Source organism: Brevundimonas sp. UBA5936 (assembly GCA_002430835.1).
GTDB lineage: Bacteria > Pseudomonadota > Alphaproteobacteria > Caulobacterales > Caulobacteraceae > Brevundimonas.
In genome coordinates, this window is sequence record DJDA01000113.1 from 18,986 (window position 1) to 35,550 (window position 16,565).

Annotated in this window: 12 protein-coding genes and 2 pseudogenes; 5 read left to right on the forward strand and 9 right to left on the reverse strand. The window is 64.9% G+C overall.

What is annotated here, in order from left to right; translation table 11 throughout:
* Positions 1-212: 212 nt before the first annotated feature.
* Positions 213-878, reverse strand: coding sequence for a GntR family transcriptional regulator (locus tag B2Y21_RS11045; protein ID WP_292059744.1), 666 nt, complete (start codon positions 876-878; stop codon positions 213-215).
* Between the two features lie 196 nt (positions 879-1,074).
* Between B2Y21_RS11045 and B2Y21_RS11050 the strand changes: the two genes are divergently transcribed.
* The 3 genes from B2Y21_RS11050 (at position 1,075) to B2Y21_RS15940 (ending at position 4,202) form a co-directional block, all read left to right on the forward strand.
* Positions 1,075-1,560: a helix-turn-helix domain-containing protein gene (locus B2Y21_RS11050; protein ID WP_200165154.1), complete on the forward strand. Its 486-nt coding sequence runs from the start codon at positions 1,075-1,077 to the stop codon at positions 1,558-1,560.
* A gap of 250 nt (positions 1,561-1,810) precedes the next feature.
* Positions 1,811-2,461: a lasso peptide biosynthesis B2 protein gene (locus tag B2Y21_RS11055; protein ID WP_200165155.1), complete on the forward strand. Its 651-nt coding sequence runs from the start codon at positions 1,811-1,813 to the stop codon at positions 2,459-2,461.
* 502 nt (positions 2,462-2,963) lie between these two features.
* A complete protein-coding gene (locus tag B2Y21_RS15940; protein WP_414632854.1) occupies positions 2,964-4,202 on the forward strand; it encodes an asparagine synthase-related protein in 1,239 nt (412 codons plus the stop codon).
* Between the two features lie 12 nt (positions 4,203-4,214).
* On the opposite strand, the pseudogene B2Y21_RS11060 reads toward B2Y21_RS15940, so the two are convergent.
* The 5 genes and pseudogenes from B2Y21_RS11060 to B2Y21_RS11075 form a co-directional block, all read right to left on the reverse strand.
* Positions 4,215-6,638, reverse strand: a pseudogene (locus B2Y21_RS11060) (prolyl oligopeptidase family serine peptidase); the annotation flags it as partial.
* The gene (locus B2Y21_RS11065) at positions 6,638-9,226 is read right to left on the reverse strand and encodes a TonB-dependent receptor plug domain-containing protein (RefSeq protein WP_292059749.1); all 2,589 of its coding nucleotides are present in this window, start codon (positions 9,224-9,226) and stop codon (positions 6,638-6,640) included. The pseudogene B2Y21_RS11060 and the gene B2Y21_RS11065, both read right to left, overlap by 1 nt.
* A 60-nt stretch (positions 9,227-9,286) precedes the next feature.
* Positions 9,287-9,574 (reverse strand): annotated as a pseudogene (locus B2Y21_RS15945) (STN domain-containing protein); the annotation flags it as partial.
* An 82-nt stretch (positions 9,575-9,656) separates the two neighbouring features.
* Positions 9,657-10,622: a FecR family protein gene (locus B2Y21_RS11070; protein ID WP_292059751.1), complete on the reverse strand. Its 966-nt coding sequence runs from the start codon at positions 10,620-10,622 to the stop codon at positions 9,657-9,659.
* Between the two features lie 13 nt (positions 10,623-10,635).
* On the reverse strand, positions 10,636-11,295 hold the full coding sequence (locus tag B2Y21_RS11075; protein WP_292059753.1) for an RNA polymerase sigma factor: 660 nt from the start codon (positions 11,293-11,295) through the stop codon (positions 10,636-10,638).
* Between the two features lie 283 nt (positions 11,296-11,578).
* Here B2Y21_RS11075 and B2Y21_RS11080 point away from each other — a divergent pair, with 283 nt between their 5' ends.
* Both B2Y21_RS11080 and B2Y21_RS11085 read left to right on the forward strand, forming a co-directional pair.
* Complete coding sequence (locus B2Y21_RS11080; protein ID WP_292059755.1) at positions 11,579-12,496, forward strand: HEPN domain-containing protein; 918 nt, start codon at positions 11,579-11,581, stop codon at positions 12,494-12,496.
* Positions 12,497-12,525: 29 nt separating this feature from the next.
* Positions 12,526-13,005, forward strand: coding sequence for a hypothetical protein (locus B2Y21_RS11085; protein ID WP_292059757.1), 480 nt, complete (start codon positions 12,526-12,528; stop codon positions 13,003-13,005).
* 1,260 nt (positions 13,006-14,265) lie between these two features.
* Here the strand turns inward: B2Y21_RS11085 and B2Y21_RS11090 are convergent.
* From B2Y21_RS11090 to B2Y21_RS11100, 3 genes are read right to left on the reverse strand one after another with little or no spacing between them, the layout of a single operon-like run.
* Positions 14,266-15,363, reverse strand: coding sequence for a flavin monoamine oxidase family protein (locus B2Y21_RS11090; protein ID WP_292059759.1), 1,098 nt, complete (start codon positions 15,361-15,363; stop codon positions 14,266-14,268).
* Positions 15,360-15,872, reverse strand: a complete 513-nt coding sequence (locus tag B2Y21_RS11095; protein WP_292059761.1) for a DUF2938 domain-containing protein — start codon at positions 15,870-15,872, stop codon at positions 15,360-15,362. The genes B2Y21_RS11090 and B2Y21_RS11095 overlap by 4 nt, the downstream gene beginning before the upstream one ends.
* Positions 15,869-16,564 (reverse strand): cupin domain-containing protein, encoded by a 696-nt coding sequence (locus B2Y21_RS11100; protein WP_292059762.1) that lies wholly within the window; start codon positions 16,562-16,564, stop codon positions 15,869-15,871. Before B2Y21_RS11100 ends, B2Y21_RS11095 begins: the two co-directional genes overlap by 4 nt.
* Between the last annotated feature and the right edge of the window lies 1 nt (position 16,565).

A 16,565-nucleotide genomic window follows, 5' to 3' on the forward strand; every position in this document is an offset into this window, starting at 1 on the left:
TACGACCGGCGTCATCAGGTCGACGCCGGAGCGCTTCCCAAGCCCACCCGGCCAGGTCGAGCGCGACCATCCGGTCATAACCCTCTCGATCGCTCCATTCCGGGCGATAACCATCGCTCCCCGCTTCGCGCATGCCCCCTCCTTGCGGCCGCCGCTTGAAAGTCAGTTGGGATGATCCCCCGCCAGTCGGCCGCGCGCGGCGCCGCTCAAATTCAGCACGGCTCCCCTGTTGGCGAAGCCAAGGGAACCTCGTCTAAGCCGTGGGCTGACGCAGCGCCGCGCCGGGCGATTTCCGCCGCGATATGGGGCGCCGCCCGAATACGGCGATGGTGATGGGTTCGCAGTGCTTCGCAGAACGCTTGGGGCGCGCCTTCATCCGCCAAGACTTTTATGCGATCCGCCTCGATATCGACGTCGATGAAGACGATTCGCTCGGCCTCCAGGACCTGCCGCAACTGCACACCGACACGCTGATAGGCGGCAAGAAGCACAGCATTTCCCGAGCGCCGCACGACATCCTCGAAAATCCTCTGGAGATCCGGCGCCGCCGTGGCCTCCGTTCGCGAGCGCCGCCGATATCCTGGAAGGTCAGCAGTGAGATCGAGCGCCGCCAGCAGGCACGTCAGACGAAATTCGTAGCGATCGCGCAGGGCGCCTGCGTCAAAGCGCGGCGCAACGAACCCGCCGCACGGCCCTCGCTCGACCAGACCCTCTCCGCAAAGGCAGGAAAGCGCCTCACGGATCGGTGTCGTTGACAGACCCAACCGGCGCGCTTCGTCCGCGATCACGATTGGCTGCGCAGGCGGATAAACGCCCTTCAGCATGTTGGTCCGGATCACATCCAACGCCCTTAGGAAGGGATCCCGCTTCTTGGCCATGGCGCCCTCCAACCACAGAAGCGCCGCGATAACGCGCGGCGAAGCTTGTTCGCCAACACGTTGCAAGCTCGTCCGATGCGAACCCGCCGGACATCGTCGGCCTCACCGCCCGTTATCGACGGGTCGCTTTTTTTGGACCCGACGAAGAACGTCGTTACGGTGAGGGCCAGTGATCGTCAGCAAAAGGAAGGCAGCCATGGATTCCATGCGCAGGCAGCCCCAGCGCGACAACGACGTGCTGTCCCGAGCCCTCAAGCTGGTGCGTCGCCACCGCGGCATGACTGCCCGCGCCGTGGCAAAGGCGATGCACATGCCGCTTCGCACCTATGAGCGTTTCGAGGCGGGCGGGAGCCGGCTCAATATCGACTACATCCATCGCTTTGCGGCGGCCACGCGCAGCGATCCCCACGCCGTCATCATGGCGGTCGCCATCGGCTCGCCTGAGCTGGCCTGGCGCAGCGCCGACAACAAGCTGGTCACGGCCTTGACCATCGGCGGCAAGCGCCTCAACGGCCTTCTGGGCGATGGGATCGCGAAGCTGGACGGTCGCGCCGTCATTTTGGCCGTGTGCGCCATGTATGATGATCTGCTGGCGGAAAACGAGCGTCAGGAGATGGCGGCGCGTTGGCTCGAGAAGGGCGTCGCGGAACTTACGCTCGCACGTCCCCAACCCGGGCGATGAAATATACGACAAATATAGTTTTGAGTACCGACGTCTAGGGCGCTTACTCTCTGGGCTACGTCTTTAGCGATCAACCAGGGAGTGACTGAAATGACCAAGCTCAAACTGCGCCTCGTCAGCTTCGGCAGCGCCAAGGCTCTGACCCTGCAGGATATCGATGGCGATTACATCGAGTTCACTTTGCAGCCGAGCCGAGTGCCGATGGGTTGATGGAGACGGGCGGCCGACAACGGCCGCCCGCTCTTTTGTCATGGTCGACAAAACGACAGACACCATGTGGCTCGCGCAAGATGTTCACTTGGCTTGGCGCGGAAACGATGTGGTCGTTCTGAAGGTAGCTTCGGATGCCTATAGCTGCCTCGTCGGCGGGGCCGAGATACTGCGCCCCGTAGATCACGCTCCCGATGCTGTGGCTGCGCATCCCGATTACCAGGCCGAATTGCTCGCGACCGGCTTGATCGCGCCTGATCGACCGGCGACGCGGCGGCGCCGCGCCCCACCGCCTGTGCGCGCGCTCCAACCTGAGCCTCACGCCCCTTTCGGTTCGGCGGTACAGACCGCGGTCCTCATTCTAGCCGCTGGCCGGCGATTTGAGGTCAGCCCCCTGGATAGGCTCATTCGCAGCGAACCGCTTCGCCGCGACCAGCCCGCATCCTCGCGGGTCGCCGAGGTCATCGCAGCCTTTTATAGCACCTTGCCTTGGGTTCCCTCTCCTGGGCAGTGCTTGAAGCGCAGCTTCGCTTTGCGACGGCTGTTAGCGCGGGAGGGCATCGTTGCGGATTGGGTGTTCGGCGTACGGACATGGCCGTTCCTCGCCCATTGCTGGCTGCAGATCGACGATGTCCTCCTTGCCGACGACCTCGATCGCGTGCGCGGCTTCAGCCCCATCCTGACGGTGTGACATGGACTATCTATGCGTCACCGGGGGGACGACGCCGCGAGCGCGAGCGCAGGCGATGATGCTCCTTCAGGCCGCCCAGGCGCATGGTTTACCGCATAGGCCCATGGGCCGGTCCGGGTGGCTGGCGTGTGGAGGGCCGAGGCCCCCTCGCGTCGTTAAGGCTGGCCTCTGGACGTTGATCGGAGACGTTTTCGACCGTCGTCAGGGCCCGCTTTCCCGCTTCATCACGGGGCCCGACGATCACGCCTGCGAGCAATCGATCATGCGACGCTTCTGGGGCCGTTATGTCGGACTCCGCGTGGAGCCAAACGGGCGGATCGCGGGGCTTCTTCGCGACCCTTCCGGCGCCTTGGAGTGCATCGCCTGGGAGTGGCGCGATCTCGTCGTCGTCTCTTCGGATCTGCCCGAGTGGCTTGTCAGCCTGACCCAGCCGGATTGGCGAATTGCATTCGATCGGGTGGGGCGCGCGCTTCAGGACCCGTTGGGCGCTTGGTGGGAAACGATGATCGATGGTCCCACGGTTCTGCCCCCTGGCGCCGTGCAGCCGTTTCCCTCGTCCGTTCCTCCGGTCTCGTCTTGGCGTCCGGACATCTTTGCGCGTGCGAGCGATGAGGACGTCATCCCGGACAAAGCCGCAAGCGCGGCGCTCAGGAACGCCGTGGACGAGGCCGTCCATGCGCTGGCGTGCGACGGCCGACTCGCGGCCGAGCTATCCGGAGGCCTCGACTCCGCCATAGTGGGTTCAAGTCTGCGCGCAAGCGGGCGCGACGCCGGCGCGTGGCTCCACGCTTTCGGCGAAGAGCCGGGCGGAGATGAGAGAGCCTACGCCCACGCCATGGCGGCCAAACTCGGCGTTGCCCTGACGACGCTCCCTCGGGCGCCCGGCCCGCTGACGGAGCGCATGCTTTTGGGCCTCACGCCAGGTCTTCGCCCCGGATTCAACAGTATGGACGCTCCCAATGATGCGATATGGGCGCGGGTCTTGAAACAGGGCGGCTCAAACGTCCTTCTGACGGGCAAGGGAGGCGACGCCGTCTTCATTCAAGGCGCGGGCGCTGACGTATTCTGCGACATTTGGCGGCGACGCGGCTGGCGCGCCGCGCTTTCCTCCTCTTTACCCAACTTGGCGCGATGGAATGGATGCTCGGTTTGGTCCCTCATCGCCGCCGCACGGCTCGACGGTCCCGACAGGCCGCGGCTCGGCCGCTCCGTCTCCTTTGCCTCTGGCGACGTTACGCCGTCTATCCACCCGTGGCTGGACGCCGCCTCGGATCTCGGCCCCGCGAAGCGGTATCAAATCGCCGGCGTCATCAACGGGGTCACGTTCAGCGGTCCCTCGCTTCAGTCCCAGACAGTCGAACTCGTCCATCCGCTTCTGGCTCAGCCTGTCGTCGAGACCTGCCTCGCGCTCAGCGCGGAACAACTTACGCTAGGGTGCCGGGACCGGGCCTTGGCCCGAGAGACATTTCGCGATCGGCTGACTCCCGAAATCGCCGAGCGCAGGTCCAAGGGAGAAATGACAGCCTACTATGGACGACGCCTCGCCATGAGCCTCAACGTGATAAGGCCCTGGCTTCTGGACGGTCGGCTCGCCAGCGAAGGCCTGATCGTTCGGGAGACGGTCGAGGCTCTGCTTACCGAGGACAGCTTGATCTGGCGAGGGCGCGTCGGCGAGATCATGACAGCCGTCGTCATCGAGGCGTGGGTTCGGACGTGGGAAGCACGATTGGCCGTCAGGTGACGCCAAGGTCTCGTTCAACCAGTCGACGATCTGTTGGTAGAGGTCGCGGATATTCGCCGGGCTCCAGTTGAAATGCCCCTCCCCCCAATAGGTGATCATCCGGGACCGAACGCCGGTGCGGTGCAGGGTCGTGAAGATGCGCTCGGACTGCGAGAGCGGAACGAAATCCCGGTCGGCCGAGATCAACAGCACGGGATCTTGAATTCGCCACGCCGTCGAATAGGGACTGAGGGCCGCGAATCTCTCCGGGGCCTCCCAGGGCGTCGCTTTCGTTTGCCCCTGACCGGTCTCGACCCAGCCCATCTGCGCCTGGAGGCTAAGGCCTTCCTCGGGACGGATCCGTGCAATGGGATCGAACTCGCCCCATTTCCCGGCGAAGTCGGTCCCCGCCGACCAGGCGATATAGGATCTGAATCTGCGAGTTGACGAGGCGAGCGTCAACGCCGCCGTCCCCCCGAAGCTGTGGCCAAGGATCGCGACGCGGTCCGACGGCAAGGTCGGGTGGGCGGTCAGGGCTGCGTCTACGGCCAGCTCCACGCTCTTCAGCAACTGGTCAGGAACCAAAGCTTCGCCGGACTCGACTGGGATTGCGGGGGAAAGAACGGCGTAGCCCTGCTCCGCCAGGAAGGCGGGTCGAACGCCGTACAGCAATACTCGCGGGTCGATGTACGCGCCGCTGTCTGAAGATCCTGGATAGATCGACACGATCAGACCGCGTGGACTGCGCCGCGCATCGCCCTTCGGCAGGGTGAGCCAGCTTTGCGCAGGGCGGCCAAGGCGGTCCAGATGAGCCACGGCGACGGCTCGAGGGAAAGCTAGGGTTGCGAACTCCGGGTTCGCCTCGTCGATCCGCCGCTCTTCTCGCTCGCGGCTCAACCAAAGCGCCTCCGAACCCTGATGCCGAAGAAGACGAACGATCGCGTCCTGCGACGCCGCCGCAATCATCGAGCCCTCTGACAGCGGCTCGATCTGGAAGCTGCGCCGCAAGCCTTCGGTCCCCAGCACATCCACATGTTCAGAGCCCGCGCGGGCCAGGGCCCAGTCGCGCCTCGGCGCCGCATTCAGCCGCAATCGCAGCGCCTGCATTCCACTGACGGAAGTCGCGTTGGAGACCTGGCCGCCCTGCGGCGTCAATCGTTCCGCCCCGCCCTCATTGACCCGCCATAGGGCGCCTGAGGCGAAGATCAGCAGCTGGCCCTCCCCTACCGCCGCCAGATCGCCGACCCCCCCGGGGACACTCGACGTCAAAGCTATGGCCGGGGCGTCAGGGGAGAGCAAGAACCAATCGAATCGGGCGTTCCGGCGCGCGCGAAGCACGGGCGCTTCGCCCAGCCAGTCCGCCTGGACGCCCCTGAGTTCGTCGATCGCCTCGCCTGCGGCCATAGGCGACAGCCCGTCCGACATGAAGCCGGACATCGATCCGTCGCGGTCGACACGCAGCAGGCCGCCTTGGTCCCATGCAGCGCCGTCCGCCCGCCCCCACACCAGGATCGCGTCAGAACGGCTCGTCCACCTCAGAAGATGCAGGGCGATGTCTTGGGTCGGGGCGGCGATAACCGAACCAGACGCCGCGTCCAGCAGACGCAGACGCGTCCGGTGTTTCATCTCATAAGCCCGCACGGGTCCCGTACCGATGGGGATCCCCTCCCCCGAAACCAGCAGCGCAATCGTTTTTCCGTCTGGGGCCGCAGACATATCAAGGATGGACGCCTCAGCCACCTGGCGAATCTCGCCAGAGAGTGCGTCGATCTCCATAAGCCGCTGGGGCGGCTTTTCCTTCGTCGTGGCGGCAATTCCGCCAAAGGTGTCGATGCGCGTGGCGGAAGAAACCCTGCCCTCGGCGGCGTCGCGCCATAGCCGTCGAGTTGAAGCCTGACTGGCGCCGTCGCGCTCGAGCATCCAGGGCATGGCGCCGACAGGACGGGTGGTCAGGAGCAGCCGGTTGTCGTCTCGCCATTCCGCCCCGCTGCCGGTAAGCGGCATGTCAGGGGTCAGGCCGGTCCAGCGGACGGTGCGGGTTTTCACGTTAAGGACGCCGGCTTCCATGCGATGTGCGTCGACCCGATAGACGAGAAGCCAAGCGCCGGAAGGCGACCAAGGCCCCAGCACCAAGCCTTCTTCCTGGGTGGTATGGATCAACCGCATGGGTTCGTCTGCGCGGTGAAGATCGAGGAAGAACAAATCCGTCGCGGCCCATACGGACCGATGGCCTCGATCGAAACGCGGGGCGCTGGCAAAGGCGCGTCTGCGCTCATAGACGAGCCAATGACCATCCGGAGAAAGCGAGACGTCGCCGAAGGATTCCATGCCCAGGACATCGTCGATCGTCAGCGAGCGTTCCTGGGCGATCGTCGTCGTAATCGGCAGAGCGCTCGCTAACGCGAACGCCCACCCCGCCCGGATCCACCGGACGAAGCCCGCCGAGCGGCTCCACATCACCAGCGCTGGGTCAACTGCAGCGAGACGACCCGGCCGAACAGGTTGGCCTGTCCAGCGTCGAAGCCGTAACCCGTTCGACCATCATGGAAGGGCGGATCGGCGTCAAAGACGTTCTGAATTCCAAGCGACGCGCGAAGACCGTCGAGTGCGCCGTTGACCGGCTTCCAGGTCAGTCTGACATCTGCGGTGTTCCAGGCGTCGATCCGCCGGCCGTCCTGATCGGCGTAATCCGAAACGTGGACCCAGTGAGCGTTCAAGATCCAATCGCCCCGCGACCAGGCAAAGCCCGCCCGGCTTCTCAGGGAAACGGGGTAGCCGACCTGATCGAGCAAGCTCTGAACAGGCGAAGCGGAGGTCATCCGACTGTCATAGTCCAGAAGCCATGACGCCGACGCATCCCATCGCAGGGTATGGCCGCCGAAACGCAAGGGATAGGCGGCCTGAAGATCAAGGCCGCGGACCGCCACCGATACCGTGTTGATCCATCGACCGTCGATAATCGCCCCATAGGTGGTCGGCGGGAACAGGCTGCCGGCGCCGAAGCCCGGCGCGGTGGTGTAGCTGCGAACAAGAGCCAGATCGGCAGCGTCGTTGGCCGGATCCACCCGTCGAACAAAGGGCGACAAGGCGGGATCGATGAGGACGTTGGCCAGATTTCCGGTTGTCGGCCGGGCGATCTGATTGTCGAACCGCGTATCGAAGTAACTCGCGCTCAACACCAGGCCGCTGGGGGGATTGTAGTTGAAGCCCAGGGTCCAGGTTTCAGCGGTTTCAGGGGTCAGATCGGGATTGCCGCCCGACAGATAGATGGAAAGCATACGTGTTCCATCAGGTCGTGGAACGAGCGAGGCGCCGGCGCTGGAGGCGTCGTTCAGCTGGGTGAGGCCCGGGGCGCGGAAGGATGTTCCCCACGACCCCCTCAGCGTCAGATCAGGCATGGGCGACCAGATCGCGCCGACCTTGGGGTTCGACGTGCGCCCAAAGTCTTCGTAGTCCTCGATGCGTCCGGCGATCGACACTTCAAGCGCCCGAACGCCCGGCCGTGCGTTGTCGGGTCCGATCAAGGGAATGCGCGCCTCGCCGAAGACGGCGGAGATCAGACGGTCGTGACCCGGCGTGAAACGTGCGACGGGCTCGAGGGTCGACAGGAACGTCGTCGACTGTGTCTTGAAGCGCTCGCTTCGCAACTGGGCGCCCACGGCGATATCAAGCGCGCCGCCGGGCAGGGTCAGCGGCGTTCCGCTCAGCAGCAGATTGACGGAACTGGCCGCGCTGCGGTCCAGATTGCTGGAATAGCCCTCGCTGATGAAATCCAGGACGCGAGGGGCGTTCGCGGCGCCCCCGCCGAACGGATTGAAGAAGCCGTCGACCGAGGTCGAATAGTCGGTTTCCGGATCGTCCGGCGTGTTCCCAAGCGCTTCTTGAAGGAACTGGGTGTTGATCTGTCCTCGGATGGCCGCTTCGCCGCGTTCTTCGGCATGCGCCAGGTACCCATCGAGTGACCAGCCTGAACCGAGGTCGAACACGGCGCCCGCAGTGAGCCCGAGACTACGAGACGATCCCACCTGCCGCGACGGGCCCAGGTCGCCCGAGAAGGAATAGGCGAGAAGGTGGGAATCCGCGCCCGTCGGGGAAACGAAGAAGGGGTTGGCGCGCGTCACCGTGAAGACGCTGGCGCCGGGAACATTGGCGAACTCATAGGCGCGGCGGCTGAAGCGCACGTCGGCCGAAAGATCCAAGCGTTCGCCGGCGGACTGCCGGATTCGCCCATAGGCGCTGTGCCTTTCCACTTGCGGAATGAGGTCCACCCCCAGAGAGTTCGACTGCAGGTTTGTTTCGCCTGCCGCAAAGTCGGTCGGCGCGATCGCCGAGCTCGACGGCCCGGGACGGATCGCGAATTGCGAGACGTAGCTCGCGCTCGCTGCGTCGTATGCGACGATGTTGCCGGGCGCACTGAAAAGCGACCGCCAATCCGACCCGCCGAAGGGACGAAGGTCCCCGTCGAGCGTATAGGGCCGGTCGCGCGAGTTGACGGCGTTCTGTTGCTGGTACTCATACGATAGCAAGGCGCTGCCGCTCGACCAGGAACCTCCGGCGATATGCGAGGCCTGGACGGTTTCCATGCCGCCCTGGGCGGCGGACAGCCGCACCGCGCTTTCCTGACCGTCGAAGGACCGCCGCATGATGATGTTCACCACGCCGCCGACAGCGTCCGAGCCATAAAGAGCCGATGCGCCGTCGAGAAGGATGTCCACGCGCTCTACAGCGGCGGAGGGCAGCGCCGAAACATCGGCGAATTCGCCCCTGAACCCCGTGCCGGCCAACCGACGGCCGTTGACCAGGACGAGCGTGGCGTCGGCGCCCAGACCTCGCAGATTGATTCCCGTCGCGACCACCCCGTTCGAGCCGCCGCGATCCGCGCCGGTCAACAGCGCGCCGGGCGTTCCGCTGCCGGCGTAGTTCTGCGGCAGGTCCGTAAGCGCTTCCGCGACGGTGCCCCGCCCGCGGCTGTCGAGCTCATCCCGGTCCATGATCTGCACCGGCGACGCCAGTTCGCCGGAAGAACGCAGCAGGGTGCCCGTCACCACCACCTCGTCCAGGACGGTGACTTCGTCGGTTGTCGCTGGAGCCGCCCTCTGCACCACGAAGACGCCGGGCCGCCTCTGGGACCAGGTCAGGCCGCTGTCGAGCAGCAGGCGGCTCAGAGCCGCTTCGGGTTCCATCCGTCCGCTGACGCCGGGCGAGCGCCGACCCGCGACAAGATCCGACGAGAAGAATATCTGCTGGTCGGACTGGGCGCCGAAGGCCGTCAGGGCGTCGCGCATCGGTCCTGCGGCTATGTCGAAATCGCGTGCGGATTGGGCGCAGGCGGGGGCGGTGGCGAAGATGCAGGCGACCGCGGCGACGCCGGATAGAAGACTCGAACGGCTCATAGACAGGTTTCCTCCAACGCCCCCTCTGGCGTCGAAGAAAGAGACCAACGAGACCCCGGCCTACCCCGGAGCCGAAACCCAATTAATTTCCGCGGCGGACCAATCCGACGGATCCGTCCGCCCTGGGAACGGGCTTGAGACCCAAACCATCCGAGGCGGCGGAGACGAAGGCGTCGCGGTCTCCGACCAGAAACACGCCGTTGATCGCCACGGTCCGGATGCCCGGATCATCAAGCTCGATCTTATCGGTCAGATAGCGGTTCATCTCGGAGACGGCCTGCTCCAACGGGATGTCGGAGAAGATAAGGCGTCCAGAGGTCCAGCTTGTCTCGGCGGCGACATCCACCGCCCTAGTTGAGATCGCTCTGCCCGAGACCCTGGTCTGCTGGCCCGCCTTCATGCGGCGCTCGCCGGTCGCCATCTCCGGCGCCGCGACGTCGATCACCCCCGAGACGAGGGTGACGCTGACCGCCTCCCCTGCCCTGCGGACGTCGAACACCGTGCCCACGGCGGTGACGCGCGCATCCCCCGCATAGACGACGAAGGGCCGCTCGGGCGCCGGCGCCACATCAAAGAGCGCCTGGCCATGATCGAGATCGATCCGCCGCTCCCCGTTCGTGAACCGCACCCGGATGCGGGAATCGGTGTCCAGATTGACCTTGGAGCCGTCGGCGAGCCGGATCACGCGCTGCTCGCCGACATCGGTCGCAAACGCGCCCCGTCCGCTCCACAGCCACGCTCCTGCGATGAGGAGCAAGGCGGTCGCGCCCGCCAGCCCCCCGATCAGGACGGACCGTCTGCCCAAGCCGCTGCGGCGGGCGCGATGACGCGCGCCGTCGAGCGCCTCCGCGATCGCCGGATCGGAGCCCAAGTCCTGGCTCTCGCGCCAGACGCGATCGACCCGGCGATAGGCGTCGGCGTTGCCGGGCTTGGACCGCCATTCGAAAAACTCTTCGATTGCGCTGGAGTCGATGGAGGTCGCGCCGAAGCGGGCATGCCACGCAACCGCTTCCTCTTCCGCCTTCTCAACCCTGTTCGGGTTGGTCATGTCGCGCCTCATTCTAGCGCCGGAGTTGGGCGGCGCAGTGGGCCAGGGCCCGGGTCATGCGCCATTCGACGGTCTTGGGAGATATGCCCAGCCTATCCGCGATCTGGGCGTTTGTCAGACCGTCGATACGCGACAGTAAAAAGACATCCCGAAGAGATTCTGGCAAGCCGAGCACGATCTGGGCCAGCATGACCCGGTCGGTTTGGTCGGCCTCGATGCAGTCGCGGACCGCCGCCCCGGCCTCCGCCCTCAACGCCAGTTCGCGGCGCCGTCGCCGCGTCGACGCCAAATTGGTCGCTATCCGCAGCAGGAAGGCTTTCGGGTGACGGATGTCCGCGCGCGAGACCGCCGAAGCCAGGCGCAGCCAGGTTTCCTGAGCCAAATCCTCAATGTCCTGATCGCCGAAGCGGCGCTTGAGCGATCGGGCCAGCCACCGCTCGTTCTCGCGATAGAGAATGGACAGTTCGGCGCCGCCTTCGCCTTCCATCCGTCTGCTTTGATCCGACACGGGCCCGCCTCCTTTCGCAAAGAGGCGGGCCCGGCCGATGCCGGGTGTTGAGAACGTGATTGAGGCACGCGCGAGCGCCTTTAGCCCCGTTGGAGCCTGGACATACGCGCCCGCCACGCCGAGCACCGGAGAGTGTAGGTCGAACAGTTCAATCGAGGTTCTCACGCCTCGGCGTCCAAACGAACGCATCACAATGCTCGTCCAAATCCCTGCTGCTGACAAGGGGCGGTTTCCGACGACGCCCTCATGTCGTAGGTTGCCGCGTCCGTCCGGATCGCCGTCGTCGTGTCCAAGCGCTCTGCGCCAAGGGCGGCGGCCATGCCAACAGTCATGATTTCTCACTTTTCGGGCGGACGCCTAACCCTTCCACGGCTAAGGTTCAGTCGCCCCCCGACGGCGCCCACGCCCGAATGTGGTCATGCAAACCAGCCGTGCTAGAGTCGAAGTCATGAAGGACGCCCTCGATCATCTGCCTGAGCGTCAGCAGCGCGAACTGATCCGAATCCGGTCGATCCTGCTGGAAGAGTTCGACCGCGCGATCCATGCCGGCGGCGGCCCGACCCAATCGTGGCGTCGCGACGGCAAGATCCTGAAGATCATCCTGTTCGGTTCGTATTCGCGCGACGATTGGGTCGATGCGCCCGAGACCGGTTATCTGTCCGATTTCGATATCCTGGTCATCGTCAGCCACGAGAAGCTGACCGAGATCGCCAACTACTGGTACGTCGCCGAGGACAAGATCGAGCGCGACCCGGCCATCGGCCGGATCGTCAACGTCATCGTCCACACTATGGCCGAGGTGAACTCGGGCCTGACCCAGGGCCAATATTTCTGGACGGGCGTCATCAAGGACGGCGTGGAACTCTATGCCCTGCCCGGCCATCCCTTCGCCACGCCAAAGCCGCTGACGCCGCACGAGGCGAGCGAGATGGGGGAGAAGTACTTCACAGAGTGGTCGGCTAAGATTGAGGGCGCCTTAGACGTCGCCACGTATGCTGCCAATCGCGGCAACATCAAAGACGCGGCCTTCCTCCTTCACCAGGCGGTCGAGCGCGCCTATGCGTGCTTCCTCCTCGTCCACGCCTTCTATTTCCCGCGCTCTCACAATATCAAGTTCCTCCGCTCCCAGGCCGAAACCCTGGACAAGGCGCTGATCGCCGCCTGGCCGCGTGAGCATCGCGCCGACCGCCGCCGGTTCGAGATGCTGAAGCGCGCCTATGTCGAGGCTCGCTACTCTGACCAGTACGACCTCAGCGCCGAAGACCTGGCCTGGCTCATGGACGGCGCCCATCGCCTGCGCGATCTCGTCGAAGCGGCCTGTCGCAACCGGCTCGCCACGCTCCGTCGCGAGGCTGGACGAGACTGAAGGCGCAGCGCTGTGTCTCAGGAGGATTTGTGCGGAAACGCTACTACGCCATTATCCTTATGATACTCACGCTTGGGGGCTGTGCGACAACGACACACGTTTACCAAGTTGAGGTCTGTCTGATCGGGCACGAGCAGGAAGAGGGATTTTATGCCTTCATGCAGACCGTGGCGACGACCAGTCATCTGGTCTTTAAAGACGGCAGTGACCGCTTTGAGCGCGATATGCAGGAAATCGAACACATCGGGGATTTGAGCGCCCTCCCCGGGGAGACGATCTATTTCGGCGCAGAGAGCGAATCTGGCACGGGCGGCTTCACCGCAGCGAACATCGGTCTGAATCCTCTTCAGATCGCCGTCGGCATGTCGCCAACCCGGGACAGATCTTTTGACGATCGGGTGATCAATCGAACGATCGATGAAATCAGCCGACGCTGGACGGCCCATCGTGTACCCGCCTCGGAGACCTTCAAGCCTCGCTCAGGCTGCGGCGAGGTCGCCCGTGGTTAACATCCTGCCGTCGTCCTATTACAGCGGCGTCGCTCCCGGCGTCGCGCATCTGGCCCGCACCTTAATGGAATCCATCGTCGTGTGATGACGGCGCATCGGCGAGGTCATCGCAGAGTGGAGGCGATATACAATCGCGCGCGTTATGTGTCTCCCATACCAGCTACGGCCTCATGAACGTGCATGACCGGACATCAGCTAGCGTCCCAATAGGTTCTTGAAGCCTGCCGTGCGTGTCTGTTCCTGGCCCCGGCCCCGGCCCCGGCCCACCGCATCATCGCTCCCGGCAGGTTGCAGGCAAATCAACGAACGGCAGTCGGGTTTCGGCCGCTGGATACCGCATTTACTCCGAACCCGACGGAGCCTTCTGGGTGGCGGACGCCGAAAAAAGCCGCACGGATGCACGCGCGCCGCCTGCCGCCCGCTTCCTTGCGGATGCTGACACCGCTCTGGCCACAACGAGGCCCTGCGGATATCCGGGGTTCGAAGCAATCCTCGAGAGCCCCCAAGCGTCGCCGAATCGCCCTCGCCCCCAACTCGAAAACCCAGCGCGCTGTTGGGCTGGCTGAACTCAGCGGCGCTTGCCGAGGCAACGACGACCAGTAGGCGTTTCTCGGCCTGGGCCGGGTCACGCCGGCGATGCAGAAGGATTTCGACTATGTGATTTAAGGCGACGCCTCGACGCCGAAATGGAGTTTCGCCCTGCCGGGAGGAGGACACCCGATCAGTCGTCCACCTCGAGCTCATCGACGCCCCCGTTCGCCTACTGGTGGCGGCAACAGAACAAGCAGTTGACTGGCCGAACGCTCGTCGCCCTCCGCGACTCGTCCCTGAAATCCCGCAGATTGGATCCGTCGATCAGGCTCCCGATAGTCAACACTGAAACCACCGGGAAATCGAACCCGGCTGAGGTTAGGAACGCAGACTGGCTGGGGCGCGAGACCGGGAGACTAGATCGCCGCCATGCGCCAGCAGCGGTCATTGCCTTCTCGACCAAAACAGGACCTTCGACCAGCAGCCCCTAGCCCAGACAACCGCAGAGATGCGTCAGGCGCGTGAGCCATCCAATTGGTGCAGGACGACCAGAGCATATCCGCCGAGTTGGAAATGGGCGATCGTATGCATCGCAGCCAAGTTTATTGCGCTCGGGCTGTGGCAGTTCAACGGCGCTCGCGGGCATGACCAACCCACCGTGCCCAGGCACGGCCATGGGGCCAGGGCCCTGCACCGCCGAGTGTTGCAATCAAGAACAAGGCCCGAACTTCATGGCTGGGCGCCCAACACCGCATCCGCGGCGCGATGGCCGGCGAGAACCGCGCCAGCGAGATAGCCGGCTTCCGAGCAACTGGTCTCGCTGCCAGCCATGACAAGGCGCTGACACCACACGCCCTCGACCCAAGGGCGCTCGCCTGAAGCCTCGTGCGATCCGGCGACCTGGTCAGCGGAGGTCGCCGTCAACGGATCGGCCGCCCAGTCCTTAAGCAAAGTGGAACGGGGTCTAAGCGCCTCCTCGCCGAAAATACGGGCGAACTGAGCCAGACACGCGCTCTTCAGAGCCTCATCGCCGATGGCCGCTCTCTGGTCGGCGGGCACGCCGATAAAGCCGAACAACGCGGCCGCGCCAGATGCGATGGTTGCGTCGTGAATTTCCGGCATCGGGCCGACCATGCTCTGCGCTGTCCCGGATAAACCGGCCTCTCGCCAAAACGGTCGGTCATAGATTGCGAAGAATTTCGCATGGGGAGCCATCCAGGTGGCGGTGTCGCGCCAGCGGGCCGTGGTGCTCGCGTCTTGCGGAGGAGCGAACGTCACGGTCGCGTCCAACAGACGCGGAGGCAATGCGGCGATGACTCGGCTCGCCTGCACGCTCGCGGCCGTTCCCGACGGTCCGCTTACGCTCAGTTGCACCGCGTCATCCGCGAGGCGCATCGCTGTGACGCGCGAGCTTCGGACTATACGACCGGCGGGCAACGATCCCTCAAGGGCGACGATCAGCGCGGCGGAACCTCCGACCAAGCGCATCGATGGCGCCTCCGGCGCACTGCCGCGATACCGCTGGGCGGGCTCGCGAGACATGCGTTCGAAGATCACGTCCCCTTCGCTGTTCTGCGCAAAGGCCTGCAGGCCGAGGTCTTTCACCAGGTCGCCGATCGCCGGCTGCAGGCGGGGCCAGAACCAGGAGGGACCCAGGTCGAAACCATCAACGGCCGGCATGCCTCTCTCATCAACCGTCAGAATGCGACCGCCCAGGCGCTCGCGGGCCTCCAGCAGCACGAAGTCCGCGCCGTGGGCCTGCAAGACACGGGCGGCCGACAGTCCGGCAAGACCGCCTCCCACGATGGCGATGTCTGTCGTTCTCATCCGGCGAGACCTTGCGACATCCCGGCTGCGAGGAGCAATGCGGTCAGATACATGCCCAGGCCGAAAATCGTGTGGCTCACCACGCTTTTCAGACGGGCGGCGTTCGGTCGCGGCGTTCGCGACGCAGCGATGCCGGAGCCCATGCCGGGCATCATGATGAAGAAGGGTGCGATGAGCAGAACCCAGGCGACGACCAAAGTCGGCGGCAGCGTGGGTTGTTCAAGCCATTGCGCCCCGAAGATTGCGACGAGCAGCAGCCCGTAGCCGGCTCCGATGACGTAGTGCGCCGTCCAGCCGATGGCCGCCTCTCCCGCGACCGGTGGGGCGGCTCCCATGGAGCTATGACTGAAGCGCCCTCGCGGCATGTTGCCGATCCAGCGCCCTACCATGGACCAGTTCGTCGCGGGAATTTTCAGAAGCCGGTCCAGCGCTAAAGCCCAGGCGTCGAGCACTGCTGTTCCGCCGATTCCGATCAGGATCGCCTGCCCAAAGACTTCCAGGTCCATCATTGAATTCGTCCTTCATCCTCGAAAGCGCACACATCGGCATGCAGAAGCGCACCCGCCTTCACCCAGACCTGCGCGCCGTCAGGGCCGACCGACGCCCGGAGAGGCCGGCCAGCAGGCAGGCGAAGCCAGCTCCACCGCAAGAAGGTCTCCGAACCGGCGGCGAAGCCGCCCTCCAGAACCAGCACTTCCAGCCCCGTATCATTCGGCACATCCACAATTGCGCCGGGCGTCCAGTGCTCGATGACGACCCGCTCATCGGCGCCGTCAAACAGGAGGCGGGCGGCATGCGCACCCGGCCGAACCGCAGCGCGCTTCGCCTCGTCCGGCCGCGCGATGATCCGGGCGCGGTCATCCCGACGGAACTGCCAGAGCTTGACGAGGATGACGCAGCCTTCGTCGCTGCCTGGCGAATGGGCCGTCCCCGGCGGGTTGCGGACGTAGGTTCCAGCCGGGAAGTCGCCGGTCTCGTCCTGAAACGTGCCTTCCAGAACGAGAAACTCTTCGCCGCCGGGATGGCCATGGCGGGCGAAGCGGCTGCCCGGCGCGTAGCGGACGATGGAGGTCGCGCGCGCCTTTTCATCGCCGATCCGGAAAAGCATGCGTCGTTCGACGCCCTTGATCGGGCTCGGGATCCAATCCGCTTTGCCTGCGTGAACCACGGTGTGGACTGTGACGTCTTCGTTCAGCAGCACG